Annotated in this window: 13 protein-coding genes; 8 read left to right on the forward strand and 5 right to left on the reverse strand. The window is 69.3% G+C overall.

Annotated features, from left to right (window positions below):
• Positions 1–44 precede the first annotated feature (44 nt).
• From AB0J95_RS07325 to AB0J95_RS07340, 4 genes are read left to right on the forward strand one after another with little or no spacing between them, the layout of a single operon-like run.
• Complete coding sequence (locus AB0J95_RS07325; protein ID WP_364753710.1) at positions 45–869, forward strand: LLM class flavin-dependent oxidoreductase; 825 nt, start codon at positions 45–47, stop codon at positions 867–869.
• Between the two features lie 32 nt (positions 870–901).
• On the forward strand, positions 902–1906 hold the full coding sequence (locus AB0J95_RS07330) for a 2-oxoglutarate and iron-dependent oxygenase domain-containing protein (RefSeq protein ID WP_364753713.1): 1005 nt from the start codon (positions 902–904) through the stop codon (positions 1904–1906).
• Positions 1903–3189 (forward strand): bifunctional o-acetylhomoserine/o-acetylserine sulfhydrylase, encoded by a 1287-nt coding sequence (locus AB0J95_RS07335; RefSeq protein ID WP_364754995.1) that lies wholly within the window; start codon positions 1903–1905, stop codon positions 3187–3189. The genes AB0J95_RS07330 and AB0J95_RS07335 overlap by 4 nt, the downstream gene beginning before the upstream one ends.
• The gene (locus tag AB0J95_RS07340; RefSeq protein WP_364753715.1) at positions 3182–3985 is read left to right on the forward strand and encodes an alpha/beta fold hydrolase; all 804 of its coding nucleotides are present in this window, start codon (positions 3182–3184) and stop codon (positions 3983–3985) included. Before AB0J95_RS07335 ends, AB0J95_RS07340 begins: the two co-directional genes overlap by 8 nt.
• On the opposite strand, the gene AB0J95_RS07345 is transcribed toward AB0J95_RS07340, so the two are convergent.
• Positions 3972–5303, reverse strand: coding sequence for an NtaA/DmoA family FMN-dependent monooxygenase (locus tag AB0J95_RS07345; protein WP_364753717.1), 1332 nt, complete (start codon positions 5301–5303; stop codon positions 3972–3974). The two genes, AB0J95_RS07340 and AB0J95_RS07345, sit on opposite strands and share 14 nt — an antisense overlap.
• A gap of 12 nt (positions 5304–5315) precedes the next feature.
• Complete coding sequence (locus AB0J95_RS07350) at positions 5316–6317, reverse strand: LLM class flavin-dependent oxidoreductase (protein WP_364753719.1); 1002 nt, start codon at positions 6315–6317, stop codon at positions 5316–5318.
• Positions 6318–6466: 149 nt separating this feature from the next.
• On the opposite strand from AB0J95_RS07350, the gene AB0J95_RS07355 reads away from it, so the two are divergent.
• Positions 6467–8194: an alkaline phosphatase D family protein gene (locus tag AB0J95_RS07355; protein ID WP_364753722.1), complete on the forward strand. Its 1728-nt coding sequence runs from the start codon at positions 6467–6469 to the stop codon at positions 8192–8194.
• 45 nt (positions 8195–8239) lie between these two features.
• Here the strand turns inward: AB0J95_RS07355 and AB0J95_RS07360 are convergent, their stop codons facing one another.
• Positions 8240–9010 carry a heparin lyase I family protein gene (locus AB0J95_RS07360; RefSeq protein WP_364753724.1) on the reverse strand — a complete coding sequence of 257 codons (771 nt, stop codon included), beginning with the start codon at positions 9008–9010 and terminating at the stop codon, positions 8240–8242.
• A gap of 136 nt (positions 9011–9146) precedes the next feature.
• On the opposite strand from AB0J95_RS07360, the gene AB0J95_RS07365 reads away from it, so the two are divergent.
• Together AB0J95_RS07365 and AB0J95_RS07370 are read left to right on the forward strand one after the other, a co-directional pair.
• Positions 9147–10286 carry a hypothetical protein gene (locus AB0J95_RS07365; protein WP_364753727.1) on the forward strand — a complete coding sequence of 380 codons (1140 nt, stop codon included), beginning with the start codon at positions 9147–9149 and terminating at the stop codon, positions 10284–10286.
• A 71-nt stretch (positions 10287–10357) separates the two neighbouring features.
• A complete protein-coding gene (locus tag AB0J95_RS07370) occupies positions 10358–11350 on the forward strand; it encodes a magnesium and cobalt transport protein CorA (RefSeq protein WP_364754997.1) in 993 nt (330 codons plus the stop codon).
• Here the strand turns inward: AB0J95_RS07370 and AB0J95_RS07375 are convergent.
• Complete coding sequence (locus AB0J95_RS07375) at positions 11328–12182, reverse strand: hypothetical protein (RefSeq protein WP_364753729.1); 855 nt, start codon at positions 12180–12182, stop codon at positions 11328–11330. The genes AB0J95_RS07370 and AB0J95_RS07375 overlap by 23 nt on opposite strands.
• 50 nt (positions 12183–12232) lie before the next feature.
• Here AB0J95_RS07375 and nhaA point away from each other — a divergent pair, with 50 nt between their 5' ends.
• Positions 12233–14122 (forward strand): Na+/H+ antiporter NhaA, encoded by a 1890-nt coding sequence (gene nhaA / locus AB0J95_RS07380; RefSeq protein WP_364753731.1) that lies wholly within the window; start codon positions 12233–12235, stop codon positions 14120–14122.
• Here the strand turns inward: nhaA and AB0J95_RS07385 are convergent.
• Complete coding sequence (locus tag AB0J95_RS07385) at positions 14109–15254, reverse strand: cytochrome P450 (RefSeq protein ID WP_364753733.1); 1146 nt, start codon at positions 15252–15254, stop codon at positions 14109–14111. The two genes, nhaA and AB0J95_RS07385, sit on opposite strands and share 14 nt — an antisense overlap.
• Positions 15255–15265: the final 11 nt, after the last annotated feature.

Genomic DNA, 15265 nt, shown 5'->3' on the forward strand with positions numbered 1-15265 from the left:
ACCATAGCCTGGGCAGAATCGTGTCGTCGTGAAATCATTTCGGAATGCAACGAAGACTGGGGTTCGGGGCAGGAGGACTGGTCGCCGGCCGGGACCCGGCCCAGCTGCTCGACCTCGCGCAGAGCGCGGACGAGCTGGGGTTCGAGCTGTTCAGCCTGAGCGACCACCTGCACGGCACGCAGCCCTCGGCCGACCCGTGGACCACGCTGAGCTGGCTGGCCGGGCAGACCAGGACGATCAAGCTCGGCGGGAACGTGTTCGCCCTGCCCTACCGCCATCCGGCCGTGCTGGCCAAGATGGCGGCCACCTTCGACCAGATGGCGCCCGGACGGCTGGTGCTCGGGCTCGGCGCGGGCGGCCACGACCACGAGTTCACCGCGTTCGGCCTGCCGGTGCGCACCCCGGGCGGCAAGATCGGCGCCCAGCGCGAGGCCATCGCGATCATGCGCCGGCTGTGGACCGGCGACGAGACCACCTTCGAGGGACGGCATTTCACGGTCCGGTCCGCGCAGATCTCCCCGAAGGCCGGTCCGATCCCGATCTGGCTCGGCTCGCACGGCCCCAACGCGCTCGCGCTGACCGGCCAGGTCGCCGACGGCTGGCTGCCCTCGCTCAACCGCGTCGGTCTGGGCCAGGCGGTGGTCATGCTGGAACGGGTCCGGGCGGGGGCGCGGGCCGCCGGGCGTGACCCGGACGAGCTGAGGATCGCGTGCAACCTCCGGGTGAACCTCGGGCATGTTCCGTCCCTTGTGGACCAGCTCCGCCGGGTCGCGGCGGCCGGGTTCACCCTGCTCTCGCTGGACCTCGGCTCGGTGGAGGACCAGGAGTTCTTCGCCGCCGAGGTGATGCCGCAGGTGTCCGGCATGTGAGAGCCGCTTGGCAGGCCACCTACGCTGCGAAGGTGACCACGTACGAGCAGGCGCCGCTGCCGCTGATGGACCTGACCCGGTTGCGCGGCCCGGACCGCGACTCCTTCCTGGCCGAACTGCGGCACGCGGCCCACGAGGTCGGCTTCTTCTACGTCGTCGGGCACGGCGTGCCGGACGAGTTGACCGAGGGGATCTTCGAGGTCGCGCGGAGGTTCTTCGCGTTGCCGGTCGAGGAACGGCTGGCGATCGAGAACATCAACTCGCCCCAGTTCCGCGGCTACACGCGCACCGGTTACGAGTACACCGGGGGCAAACCGGACTGGCGGGAGCAGATCGACATCGGCCCGGAGCGCGCGGCCCTGGATGTGTCCGCACCGGCCTGGAAGCGGCTGATCGGGCCGAACCAGTGGCCGTCGTCGCTGCCCGAGCTGCGCACGGTCACCCTGGCGTGGCAGGACGAGGCGCTGCGGGTGTCGCGGGAGGTGCTGCGGGCGCTGGCGGCGGCGTTGGGCCAGGACGAGGGCTACTTCGACACGTGGTTCGACGAGGAGGCCTCGACGCACGTCAAGATCGTCCGGTACCCGGGTCGCACGTCCGAGGACGCCACGCAAGGCGTTGGGGCGCACAAGGATTACGGGTACCTGGCGTTGCTGCAGCAGGACTCGGTCGGCGGGCTGCAGGTCCAGGCACGGGACGGCGGCTGGATCGACGCGACGCCGATCCCGGGCAGCTTCGTGTTCAACATCGGCGAGATGCTGGAGATCGCCACCCAGGGCTACCTGACCGCGACCCGGCACCGGGTGATCTCGCCACCCGCTGGGGTGGAACGGTTCTCCGTGCCGTTCTTCCTCGGGCCGCGCCTGGACGCGGTGGTGGAACCGTTGCGGCTGCCCTCTTCTCTGGCCGCACAGGCCCGGGGTGTCAGCCAGGACAAGGACAACCCGCTGCACGCGCAGTTCGGCGAGAACGCGCTGGTGGGCTGGCTGCGGTCGCATCCCAAGGTGGCCGAGCGCTGGTGGGCGGACGTGACCGGATGACGCGCTGGTCGTTCGAGACGCGCCAGATCCACGCCGGCGCCCAGCCCGATCCGGCCACCGGCGCGCGGGCCACGCCGATCTACCAGACGACCTCGTACGTGTTCCGGGACGCTTCCCATGCGGCCGAAGTGTTCGCGTTGCAGGACTTGCAGACGCACGCGTACACGCGACTGTCCAACCCGACCACCGCGGTCGTGGAGGAACGGTTGGCGGACTTGGAGAACGGGTACGCCTCGGTCGCCGTGGCCAGCGGTCAGGCGGCTTCCGCGTTGGCGTTGCTGAACATCGCGCGGGCCGGGGACCACATCGTGTCCGCGGCGACGCTGTACGGCGGCACGTACAACCTGTTCGCGTACACGTTGCAGGACATGGGGATCTCGGTGACGTTCGTCCGGGATCCCGACTCCTTGGCCGAGTGGCAGGCGGCGTTGCGGCCCAACACCAAGGCCTTGTACGCCGAGAGCGTGGGCAACCCGCTCGGCAACGTGCTCGATGTGGCCGCGGTGGCCTCGGTCGCGCATTCGGCCGGGGTGCCCTTGATCGTGGACAACACCGTTCCCACGCCGTACCTGTCTCGGCCTGTTGACCATGGCGCCGACATCGTGGTGCATTCGACGACGAAGTTCCTGTCCGGGCATGGCACCGGGATCGGTGGCGTGATCGTCGACAGTGGACGATTCTCGTTCGATTCCTGGCCGCAGTTCCGGGATCCCGATCCGAACTACAACGGGCTGGCGTTCTCGTCGTTCGGCAAGCTCGGTTATGCCCTGCGGCTGCGGACCAAGCTGGTCCGGGATCTGGGACCGGCGGTGTCGCCGTTCAACAGTTTCCTGCTGTTGCAAGGGATCGAGACGTTGTCGTTGCGAATGGAACGGCACACCGCGAACGCCCAGACGATCGCGACTTGGCTCGCCTCGCAGCCCGGCGTGACTCAGGTGCACTACGCGGGCCTGCCGGGGAACCGTTGGTACTCCGCGGCTCAACGGTATCTGCCGCGGGGACCCGGTGCCGTGCTGGCGTTCGAGCTGGCCGGGGGAGTGGACGCCGGGAAACGGTTCGTGGACGGGCTTTCGCTGTTCAGCCAGCTCGCCAACATCGGGGACGTGCGCAGCCTGGTGATCCACCCGGCGTCGACCACGCACGCCCAGCTCGACCCGGACCAGCAGCTGGCCAGCGGGGTGACGCCCGGGCTGGTCCGGTTGTCCGTCGGCATCGAGGGTGCCGACGACCTGATCGCCGACCTCGACCAGGGCCTGAAGGCCGCGGGAGGATCCAGTGCCTGAGTTCGCCGGATCGACCGGGACCGTCCACTACCGTTCGTGGATCCCGGACGACCCCTCGTTTCTCGCGGTGTTCAACCATGGCCTGGGCGAGCACATCGGCCTCTACGAACCGTTCGCCGAGGCCCTCACCCAGGCCGGGATCGCCTTGTGGGCACACGATCACGCGGGGCACGGCCGCAGCGGGGGAACCCGTGTCCTCATCAACGACATCGACTCCCTGCTCGACGACTCCGAAGCCGTGCTCGGTCTCGCCCGCGAGGCGCACCCGTCGCTGCCCTTCGTCCTCATCGGACACTCCCTGGGCGCGATGGTCACCACGCTGTTGACCGCCGAACGGCTGCTGCCCAACGGTGTCCGCCCCGACGGCCTGGTGCTGGCCGGGTCCTCGCTCGTTCAACTGCCGGACGTGCCGAACGGCCTCGTGGCGCTGCTCGCGACCGGCATCGACCCGATGGACCTCCGCAAGGACCCCAGCGAGATGACCCGCAACGCCGGGTACGCCGACCAGATCCGCGACGACCCGCTGACCTGGCAGGGCGGTATCCGCCTGGAAACCCTGCAGGCACTGGGACTCGCGGCCGGCCGGGTGTCCACAGTGCTCGGCACCATCGATGTCCCGGTGCTGCTCGTCCACGGCGAGAAGGACGACATGGCCCCCGCCGCGGGCGCCCAGCGCGTAGCCGAACTCCTGCCGGATGCCCGCGCCGTCATCTACCCCGACGACCTGCACAACATCCTCAACGAAATCGACCGCGACAAGGTCTACGAAGAGGTGATCGCGTTCATTCGCGGTTGAGACCCAGGTGGTCGCGGAGGGTCGGACCGGTGTACTCGGTGCGGAACACGCCCTTCTCTTGCAGGATCGGGACGACGGTGTCGGCGAACTCGTCCAGGCCGCCGGGGGTGACGTGCGGGACGAGGATGAACCCGTCGGCGGCGTCGGCCTGGACGAGCTCGTTGATGCTGGTGGCGATGGTGGTCGCGGAGCCGATGAAGTTCTGCCGGGCGGTGACCTCGATGATCACCTCACGCAGCGAGAGGTTCTTGGCCGCGGCGATCTCCCGCCATTCCCGGGCGGTCTTCACCGGGTCGCGGTACATCCGCACGCTGGCGCGGCCCTTGGCGATGGTCTCGCCGACGACCGGGTCGAAGGCGGGCAGCGGGCCGTCCGGGTCGAGGTCGCTGAGGTCCTTGTTCCACAGCTGTTCGGCGAACTTGATCGCGGTCTGGCCGCTGACCTGCTGGCGGCGCACCTCATGGGCGCGTTCGCGGGCGTCCGCGTCGGTGTCGCCGAGCACGAACGTGGCCGCGGGCAGGATCTTCAGCTGGTCGGGGGTCCGGCCGTACTTGGCGAGGCGCTGTTTCACGTCGGTGTAGAACGCTTGGCCCTCCTGGAGAGTGCCGTAGTGCGAGAAGATCGCATCGGCGGTGGCCGCGGCGAACTCCCTGCCCTCATTGGAATCCCCGGCCTGCAGGATCACCGGGCGGCCCTGCGGGCTGCGCGGGACGTTGAACCGGCCCTCGATGTCGAAGTGGACGTCCTGGTGCCGGAACGCGCCCGCCCGCGGTGAGCTGACGTACTCGCCGGCCTGCTTGTCGGCGACGATCTCGTTGCCCCGCCACGAATCGAACAGCTCCCACGCGGTGCGCAGGAACGTCTCGGCGCGCGCATACCGCTGGTCCTGCGGCAGGAACCCACCGCGCCGGAAGTTCTCGCCGGTGAACGCATCCCACGACGTGACAACGTTCCAGCCCGCGCGCCCCTCGGACAGGTGGTCCAGTGACGCGAACTGGCGGGCCACCTCGTAGGGCTCGTTGAAGGTCGAGTTGATCGTGCCGGTGAGTCCAATGTGGTCGGTCACGGCCGCCAGCGCCGCCAGGACGGTGAACGTGTCCGGCCGCCCGACCACGTCCAGGTCGTAGATCACGCCGTTCTGCTCACGCAGCCGCAGGCCCTCGGCGAGGAAGAAGAAGTCGAACTTGGCCCGTTCCGCGGTCTGCGCCAGGTGCACGAACGAGTCGAACTCGATGTGGCTGCCCGCCTTGGGGTCGCTCCACACCGTCGTGTTGTTCACGCCGGGGAAGTGCGCGGCGAGGTGGATCTGCTTGGGCATCGCGCGTCCTTTCTAAGCGGCGTAACGGTTCTTGGGCCGGTCGAGGCCGAGCAGCCCGCGCAGGGCCGGCGCCTCGTACTCGGTGCGGAACACCCCGCGCTCCTGCAAGATGGGGACGAGACCGTCCACGATCGCGTTGAGGTCGTGGGGAAGCACGCCCGGCCACAACCGGAACCCGGTGTGGCCCTCGTTCTGCCACGCGATCAGCTGGTCCGCCAACGCCTCCGGTGTGCCGACGAACCCTTCCGGCGCGGACGCCCGCGCATCGAGGCGTGCTTTGCGGGCCCTGGCCTCGGTCTCGGTGGTGTCCAGGAAGACCACCACGTCACGGAAGTTGAGGTCGCCGGGCGCGTCGGTGAACCGGACGTCCTCGCCCACGGGCTCTTCGGCGGCGACGATCGGCTGGCCTTGTGGCGGTCGAGGCGTGATCGACGGGCCCTTGACCGAGAACCACTTCCCGGTGAAGTCGATGTAGTGCAGCTTGTCCCGGTCGACGAACCGGCCGGTGGCCACGTCCCGGATCTCGGCGTCGTCCTCCCAGGAGTCCCACAGCCGGCGCAGCACCTCGACGTAGTCCGCGGCCTCGGCGACCAGGTCGGCCTCGGCGATCGGGAACTCACGCCGTCCGAAATGCCGGTTCTCCTCCACGCTGGTGGACACCTGCACGGCGATGCCCGCGCGGCCCTTGCTGACGTAGTCGAGGGTCGCGATCGCCTTGGACAGGTGGAACGGCTCGGTGTGCGTGACCACCGCGACGGGCACGAGCCCGATGTTCCTGGTCAGCGGCGCGACCCGGGACGCGATCAGCACCGCGTCCAGCCGGCCGGGCTCCCGGTCCAGGTGCAGGGCGTCCGCGATGGTGACGAAGTCGAGCTTGCCCGACTCGGCCGTGCGCACGAGGCCGGTCCAGTACCCGGCGGTGAACAGCTGGTCCGGCCGGGCGTCGGGTTCGCGCCAGGAGGCCGGGTGCCACCCGGTGCCGTCCAGCGCCACCGCGAGGTGCAGTCGTGACATGTCGTGGTCCCTCCAGCAGGCTCTCCGGCCATCCTGCGCCGGGGACCGGCTTTCCGGGGTGCCGTGTCAGCAGGTGGGACAGCGGGAATAATCCGGGAGTTCACCGATCGGCGGTTGTCGGCGGTGATCACCTGAACAAAGGTGTCCGCATGACGCCCAGCAGAAGGTTGGTGTTGAAGGGGGCGGCCGCGGCCGCCGTGTCCTTACGCGTGTTCGACGCCGAGGCGGCCGCCGCCCCGGCCTCCCGGGGGATCTTCGGGTACGGCGTGGCCAGCGGCGACCCGACCGGGGACGCCGTGGTGATCTGGACCCGGGCGACCCCGTCTCCCGATGCGGTGCCGGGGAGTGGCATCGGGCGACCGGTCCCGGTCCGGTGGGAGGTCGCGCGCGACCCCTCGTTCCGCCACGTCGTGCAGGCGGGGACCGCCCTGGCGACCTCCGCGACCGACCACACGGTGAAGGTCGACGTGTGCGGGTTGCGGCCGTACACGCGGTACTACTACCGGTTCCGCGCGTCGGGTGAGACGAGCCCGGTCGGCCGCACGCAGACCGCGCCGGACGACGGCCGCCTGCACGCGTTGCGGTTCGCGCTGGTGTCGTGCAGCAACTACACGGGCGGGTACTTCTCCGCCTACCGGGCGCTGGGGGAGCGCACCGACCTCGACTTCGTGCTGCACGTCGGCGACTACGTGTACGAGTACGGCAACGGCGCCGACCGGTACGGGCCGCCGGAGCTGATCGGCAAGCGGGACGGCAAGCCTGCGACCGAGACCGTTGACCTGGCCGGATACCGGTTGCGGCACGCGTTGCACAAGGCCGATCCCGACCTGGCGCTGGCGCACCGGCAGCACCCGTGGATCACCATCTTCGACGACCACGAGGTGGCCAACAACGCCTGGGACACCGGCGCGGAGAACCACTCGGCCGGCGAGGGCAGCTTCGCGCAGCGGCGCCGGGACGCCTATCGCGCGTACCTGGAGTGGATGCCGTTCCGGCTGCCGACCCAGTGGGATGTGCCGCACCGCGGGATCCGGTTCTTCCGGCGGTTCACCTTCGGCCCGCTCGGCGATCTGTCCATTGTGGAAACCCGGCAGAACCGCAGCGCCCAGGTGGATCTCGCGCCGTACACCAAGACCGGCGGCGGGTTCATTCCCCTTGGCGTGCCCGAGGTGGACGCCAAGCTGGCCGATCCCGCACGGCATCTGCTGGAGCCGGAACAGATGCGCTGGCTTCGTGACGGGGTCTCCCGGCGCAAACCGTGGCACCTCATCGGCAACCAGGTCGTGCTGACCCCGGTTCGCTTCCCCGGTGCGGTTCTCGGTGCCCCGGCGAACCTCACGATGATCAACTCCGACCAGTGGGACGGCTACCAGGCCGACCAGGCGGCGCTGATCTCGCACTTCGCCGCGCAACAGGCCAACGTGGTCGTGCTGACCGGCGACATCCACTCCTCGTGGGCGATGGACATCCCGGCCTCCCTCGGCGCCGGCTACAAGTCCGCCGGTGTCGAGTTCGTGTGTCCTTCGGTGACTTCTGACGGGTTCTACGAGCTTGTGCGGGGTTCGCTGCCCGCGGGAACGCCGGTCGAACAGGTCGTCGCCGCGACTCGCGGAATCACCTCGACCCTGACCAAGGTCAACCCCTGGATCAAGTACCTGGACGGCCTCGGCCACGGCTTCACCCTGATCGACGTGACCCCCGACCGCGTCCAGGCCGACTTCCACCACACCTCAACACCAACGTCGGCCAAGCCAGACCCGCGGGTGGACCAAACCGTCCGCCCGGCCTACACCACCAGCTGGCAAACCCTTGCTGGCACCCACACTGTGACCGCGGCGGCCACGCCAATCGGTTCCCGCGCCGACAATCCCGCCTAGCAACGCGCCGCGTGGTCGGCACAGCGCCGACCACGCGGCTCTGGGTCATTCGTCGCGGTAGGCCTGCATGTTGCGCAGCAACAGATAAGTGTCCTGAAGCTGGCCGGAGTCGTTGATCGAACGGTAGATTCCCCACTTCGGATGCGCCTCGCTGCCGCCCATCCAGGTGTCGATCCCCGAGCGGCTGGCGTTGACGACCGTGCTCCCGTTGTCCTTCAGGGCGTAGCGGACCCGGCCGGCTGAGCCGTCGGCCACCTTGACCTCGATCTCCACGTCGATCCACTTGTCGCGCAGCGGCGCCAGGTTGGTCGAGCCCAGTTTCGCCTGGCCCGCACCGAAAAGACGCGTCTCCACGGTCTCGGAGCCACCGCTGCGGAACAGCGACATCGTCACCGCGGGCGAGGCGACGCCGTTGTGCTTGACCTGGAAGATGTGCGTGAAGCTGGTCGTTCCCTTCAGCGAGGCCGGAATGTACATCTGGTAGTTGTAGCGCCAGGTCTCGTTCTTCTTCATGTCCGTGCGGGTGCCGTTCACCGCCATGCCGCGGACCTCCTGGCGCTGGCGGTCGGAACCGTCCCGGTCGGACTTGTGCATGACGAACCGGTACTGCGTGGCCTCGGCGAAGATGTGCTTGACCCCCGGATGCGAGTTCGACCGGTCGTCCTCCACACCCACGAACGCCTTCAGCCCGTCCTTCGCGGGGTCGGGGTGCCAGCGCAGCGTGAACGCGTTCGCCGTGACATCGGCGGACGCTCGGTACATCGGGGTCGCCGCGGCGGCGAGCAGCACCGCGCGGCGGCTGAACACACTGGTCATGGACTCCTCCTCGTCCGTGCGGCGGATCGAGGCGGCGGAGATCCCAACATCCCGTGTGCCCGCCGGTCTGTCAAGTGTCGAGGTCCACTGTGGACAGGTATCCTGTTCGTCACCTCGGCGGGGTTCAATGGGCGGGGTGACCTACGAGGAGATGCTCGCCGCCGTGCGGGGCCGGGTGGGCCGGTTCGCCAAGTACTCCGATCCCGATGATCTGCTGGACCCGGCGTGCGTACGCGACATCGAAGGGCTGTGGGAGTCGAACACCGAGAGCACTCCGGACATGTGGCACGCGGCGGGGATGCTGCACTACGCCCGGTCACTGGTGAACGAGCACGAGCCCGAACGGGAGCTGGCCGAGTCGATGCTGGACCGGGTGCGGGGCGAGTTCCCGGACATCCCCTCGCAGCTGCGGCAGCTGGACGAGGCCGCGAACCGGCCGGTGGCGCTGTATCCGCACAAGGTCGCCGTGTTCACGTTCATGGGATCACCGCTGGACGAGATCAACCGCGTGATCTTCTCGGCGAGGCACCAGATCCGCGCCTCCGGGACGTGGCGCTCCCGGATGGATCTGGTGGACGCGCTGCGGTTGCGGTTCGGGTGCACCGGCTGCCTGGACGACCTCGACGCGACGCTGGCCGCCGCCATCGAGCTGATGCTCTCGACCCCGCAGCCTGACCCGAACTACCCCGAGGCGCCGAGCGTGGTCGGCGGCCTGTACCAGGTGCGGTTCGGGCTGACCGGCACGCCGGAGGACCTGGACGAGTCCGCCGAGGCGTTCCGCAAGGCCCTCGCGACCAGCCCGCCGGCCCACGAGAACCACCCCATGCACCAGTCCAACCTCGGCCGCACCCTGATCGCCCGGCACATCTACGGCACCACGGTCCCCACCGACCTCGACGAAGGCCTCGCGCTGCTGGCCACCGCCGTGTCCACCACCCCCGGCGACGACCCGGGGCTCGGCACCCGGATCTCCGCCCTGCAACAGGCCCACCACGCCCGCTTCTACCGCGACCACAACCTCGCCGACCTCGACGCGGCCGTCTCCCTCGGGCAGGACGCCGTGCAAGCCACCTCCCGGGACCACCCCGACCACATCGAGCGCACCCTCGAGCTCAGCGCCGTCCACCTCGCCCGCTACCAGGCCACCGGCACCAAACAGGACCGCAAGACCGCCACCGCCCTGGCCAAGCAGATCCGCCGGGCCACCCCCGAGGGCCACCCCTTCCACACCCTCGCCGACCAGCTGATCAACACCGCCGAAACCATCCGGCCGTGACCCGTTACCGGATGGACCTGCCGTGACCTGGGAATCCTGCCTATTCTCAGAGCGTGACCATTCCGGTGCCGATGTCGGTGTACGTCGTGGACTGCGCGGTGTACGTGGGCGGCAAGCGGCTGCCCGGACGGTGGTCGCACGCGGAGGCCATCGCCGAGGTGCGGCGGCGGGGTGACGGGTTCGCCTGGATCGGCCTGTACGAACCCGATCTCGAGCACATGCAGAAGGTCGCCGAGACCTACGGCCTGCACCCGCTGGCGGTCGAGGACGCGGTGTGCGCGCATCAGCGGCCCAAGCTGGAGCGCTACGACCACAACCTGTTCATGGTGCTCAAGACCGTGCACTACCTGGAGCACGAGTCGCCGACCACGGCCAACGAGATCGTGGAGACCGGCGAGATCATGGCGTTCGTCGGCAAGGACTTCATCGTCACGGTCCGGCACGGCGACCACTCCGGGCTGAGGTCGCTGCGCCGGGAGCTGGAGGCCAACCCGGAGCGGCTCAGCCGCGGCCCGTCAGCCGTGCTGCACGGCATCGCCGACCGGGTGGTGGACAGCTACCTGGCGGTCACCGAGGCGTTCGGCCAGGACATCGAGCAGGTCGAGTCGGTCATCTTCGAGCCGCGCAGCGAGATCGGTGCCGAGCAGATCTACATGATGAAACGCGAGGTCCTCGAGCTGCGGCACGCGGTCACGCCACTGCTGACGCCACTGCGCCGGCTGTCGGAGACCGAGCTGTTCGCCGAGGTCCGGCCCTACTTCCAGGACGTCGCCGACCACCTGATCCAGGTCTCCGAGCGGGTGGCGACCTTCGACGAGGTGCTCACCAGCCTGGTCGACGCCGCCCTGGCCAAGATCAGCCTGCAGCAGAACACCGACGTCCGGCGGATCTCCTCGTGGGTCGCCATCATCACCGTGCCGACCATGGTGTTCGGCATCTACGGGATGAACTTCGACAACCTGCCGCTCAAGGACTGGCGCTACGGCTATCCCACGATCATCGTCATCGTCCTGGTGGTCTGCGTGCTGCTCTACCGCGTGTTCAGGAAGAACCGCTGGCTATGACCGCGACGGCCTTGACGGTCGCGTAGCCGCGCCACTCCAGCGTGGCCATGGGGGAGAAGCTGCCGAACGGGACCGGCCAGCCGCCGTCGGCCTGCTGCTCACCGTCGACCCGGGCCAGATCCGCCTTGATCACCGCGGGGGAGAACAGCGACCGCGCCGGGCCGGGGAACGGCGCGAAGTCCAACGGCCGCAGGTACTCGTCCGGCGCGCCGCCCGTGACGTGCAGGACCCCGTCGTCCGGCAGGTACGAGCCGAGTTTGTCCAAAAGCTCCCGTGAGTCCAGGCAATCCGCGACCTGCACGGCGTACGAGAGGGCGATCGGATGCGGCGCCGAGGTCAGCGAGGCGATCTCACGTTCGCAGTAGGCGACGGCTGAGGTCAGCCAGGGATGCGAGGCCACCGCGGTGTCGAACTTCGCCACTCGCAAGGCCATCGCGGTCACGAAGGCCGTGCTGTGCAAGGACGACTCCGGCGCGGCCTCGAGCCAGAACGGCGCGCACGCGGTCGGGTCGGCCACCGGCAGGGCGAACGGCACACCACCGTCGGGCAGCGAGATCGTCGCGAGCCACGAGCACAGCTCGGCGGCCTGTGGCGTGGGTGTGCCGAGCTCGGCGAACACCTCCATCGCGTGCAAGGCCCCGCCGGGCTGGCTCTCGGCAGCCCGCAGGTCGGGTTCCATGCCCCAGCCGTAGCCGCCGTCCGGATTGCGGTAACCGTCCACAGCGGCCAGTACCGCCGCGGAATCTCCGTGCCCCGTCAGCAGTTGGAACCGTCGTCGGTCAAGCAGCCGGCCGTGGCCGGTCAGGAAGGAAGCTGCTGCGTTGATGTCCACCTGTTCACGATGGCACGCCGGTCTTGAATGTTTCGGACAGAATCCCTGACATGAGCGAGACGGAGGGCAACGGCGGGCGATGGTCCCGTCGCACGGCATGGGCACGCAACATCCCCACGCCGCTGCGGGCGTTCGTGCGCGCCGAGACCGGCAGCGCGGTGGTGATGTTCGCCGCCACTGTCATCGCACTCGTCTGGGTGAACGTGGCGCCGGAGTCCTACGAGGGCTTCTGGGGCACGCAGCTGTCCATCCGGGCCGGTGACTGGTCGATCGGCCAGGACCTGCGGCTGTGGGTGAACAACGGCCTGATGACCCTGTTCTTCTTCGTGGTCGGCCTGGAGGCGCGGCGCGAGTTCGACATGGGCGAGCTGCGCGACCGCCGCCGGATCATGCTGCCGCTGCTGGCCGGGGTCGGCGGGATGGTCATCCCGGTGCTGATCTACCTGGCGATCAACGCCGGCACGCCGACCGTGAACGGCTGGGGCGCCGCGATGTCCACCGACACCGCGTTCGCGCTCGGCATGATCACGCTGGTGGCCGCCCGCTCGGCGGCCCGGCTGCGCACGTTCTTCCTGACCGTCACGGTCGTCGACGACATCGTCGCGCTGGCGGTCATCGCGATCGCCTACAGCACGCACATCTCGGTGCCGGCCCTGCTGGTGGCGGTGGCCGCGTTCGGGGTGGCCCTGGTGATCCGGTTCGCCCGGATCCGCGGCGGCGGGCTCTACCTGCTGCTCGGCCTCGTGTCCTGGGGTGCGCTGATGCACGCCGGGGTCGAGCCGGTGGTGATCGGCCTGGCGATGGGCCTGGTCACGTACGCCTACCCGGCCGCCCGCGGCGACCTCGAACGGGCGACCGACCTGTTCCGGCTCTTCCGCGAGCAGCCGACGCCGGAGCTGGCCCGGACCGCGCAGGTCGGCGTGGCCAGGGCGATCTCCCCGAACGAACGCATGCAGCAGCTGTTCCACCCCTGGACGAGCTACCTGATCGTGCCGCTGTTCGCGCTGGCCAACGCGGGCCTGCGGATCAACGGCGACTTCCTGGCGCGGGCGCTCACCTCGCCGGTCACGTGGGGCATCTTCCTCGGCTACGTCCTGGGCAAACCCATCGGCGTGCTCGGGTTGTCCTGGCTGGCCACCAAGCTCAGCCGGGGCCGGTTGCGGCCGCCGATCGGCTGGGCGGGCGTGGCCGGCGGCGGCGCGATCGCCGGCATCGGGTTCACCGTGTCGCTGCTGATCGCGACCCTGGCGTTCACCGGCGACCGGCTGGAGGAGGCCAAGCTCGGCGTGCTGTCCGCGGCGGTCTGCGCGGCCTTGCTGAGCTGGCTGGTGTTCCGGGTGACCTCGTTGCTGCCCAAGCGACTCAGGCTGCGGCTGCTGCTGGGCACGAGTGAGTCCATTGTCGACCTGAGCGAACCGGTCAGCGAGCGCGACCACATTCGCGGCCCGGAGGACGCCCCGGTCACGGTGGTCGAGTACGGCGACTTCGAGTGCCCCTACTGCGGTCTGGCCGAACCCGTTGTGCGCGAACTGCTGGCGGACTTCGGGGATGTCCGGTACGTGTGGCGGCACCTGCCGTTGACCGACGTGCACCCGAACGCCCAGCTCGCCGCGGAGGCGGCCGAGGCGGCGGCCAAGCAGGGCGCGTTCTGGCCCATGCACGACCTGCTGCTGACCCACCAGGACGAGCTGACCATGGATGATCTGCTGCGCTACGGCCAGGAGCTGGAGCTGGACGTGGAGAAGTTCGCCGAGCACGTGCGCCGCCGGGTCGGCGCCGCCCGGATCTCGGACGACGTCGACTCAGCGGACCTCAGCGGGGTGTCGGGCACGCCGACGTTCTTCATCAACGGACGGCGGCACCGGGGCGCCTACGACATCGAGACGCTGTCGAACGCCGTGCGCACTGCCCGCGCGCGGGCGTACATCAGCGAACGGTGACCGCCATGTCGCGGATCTCGTAGCTCTCGAACACCGCGTTGTGCGTGACCTTCGGCGGGGCGGCCAGGTCGAGGGTGTCGATGGCGAACAGCTTGGTCAGGAAGATGTCCGTCTCCTGGATGGCCACGTACATCCCCGGGCACTTGTGCGGTCCCTCGCCGAACGACAGCCCGGGACTGATCGCGCGGTCGGGCTGGACCTCCAACGGCTCCGGGCCGACCGCGGTCTCGTCGGTGTTCACCGCGGAGGTCTTGATGTGCACGAACTCGCCATCGGGGATCGTCGAACCGTCCGGCAGCTCAAGGGTTTTCGTGGTGCGCCGCTTCAACCGGTCCAGCGGCGGCTCCAGGCGCAGGATCTCGTGCAGCAGGGCGTACCGCTGGGCCTGGTCGCCCTCGTGGAACCGTTTGCGCAGCTCGACGTCGCCGAACAGGTGCCAGGCGGCGGCGCTGATGAACTCGCGCGTGGTCACCATGCCCGCGGACGCGAAGGTCAGGCACTCGGCGAGGATCTCGACGTTCGTGCAGTCCTCGTCGATCAGGTGCGAGATCAGGTCGTCCTGGCGGGCGTGCCGGCGGACCTTGATCGCGGGCCGGACGTCGTTGACATAGAACGAGGTCCACCACCAGCCCTGCAGCCACAGGTTGTACACCGCGGTCGGCGAGGAGAACCCGGGCGCCACGTCACGGCCGACGAAGAACCGGGCGAGCCGCTTGTCCGTGCCGGGCCGGCTCTCGGTCAGGCCGACGATCGCCTTGGCCACGTCCACCGCGAACCGGAAGCTGATCTCGGCCAGGTCGCCGCTGCCGTCCCGGCGCAGCGCGGCGATCTCCCGGTCGGCATACCGCTCCATCAGCTCCCGGTAGTGCGAGTCCACGTGCCGCGGGGTGAAGTACTTGGCGGTCTGCCGACGGTGCTCGCGGTGTTCCGGGCCGTCCCGGTAGAGCACTGGCCTGCGGATACTCGCCGGCATCCTGTCCATGAACTCGACGCCGAGTCCGGCCTGGACGGTGTCGGTGCTGCGCAGAACGGTTTTGGCGGCGTTGAACTCGTGTATCTGCCAGATCCCGTCGGCGTCGCGGTGCACGGGGCAGCCGCCTTCGCCACGGTCGATCTTGCGAGAGTTGCTCATCTCTACGTTGT

This window comes from Actinocrispum sp. NPDC049592, from assembly GCF_040675465.1.
GTDB lineage: Bacteria > Actinomycetota > Actinomycetes > Mycobacteriales > Pseudonocardiaceae > Kibdelosporangium.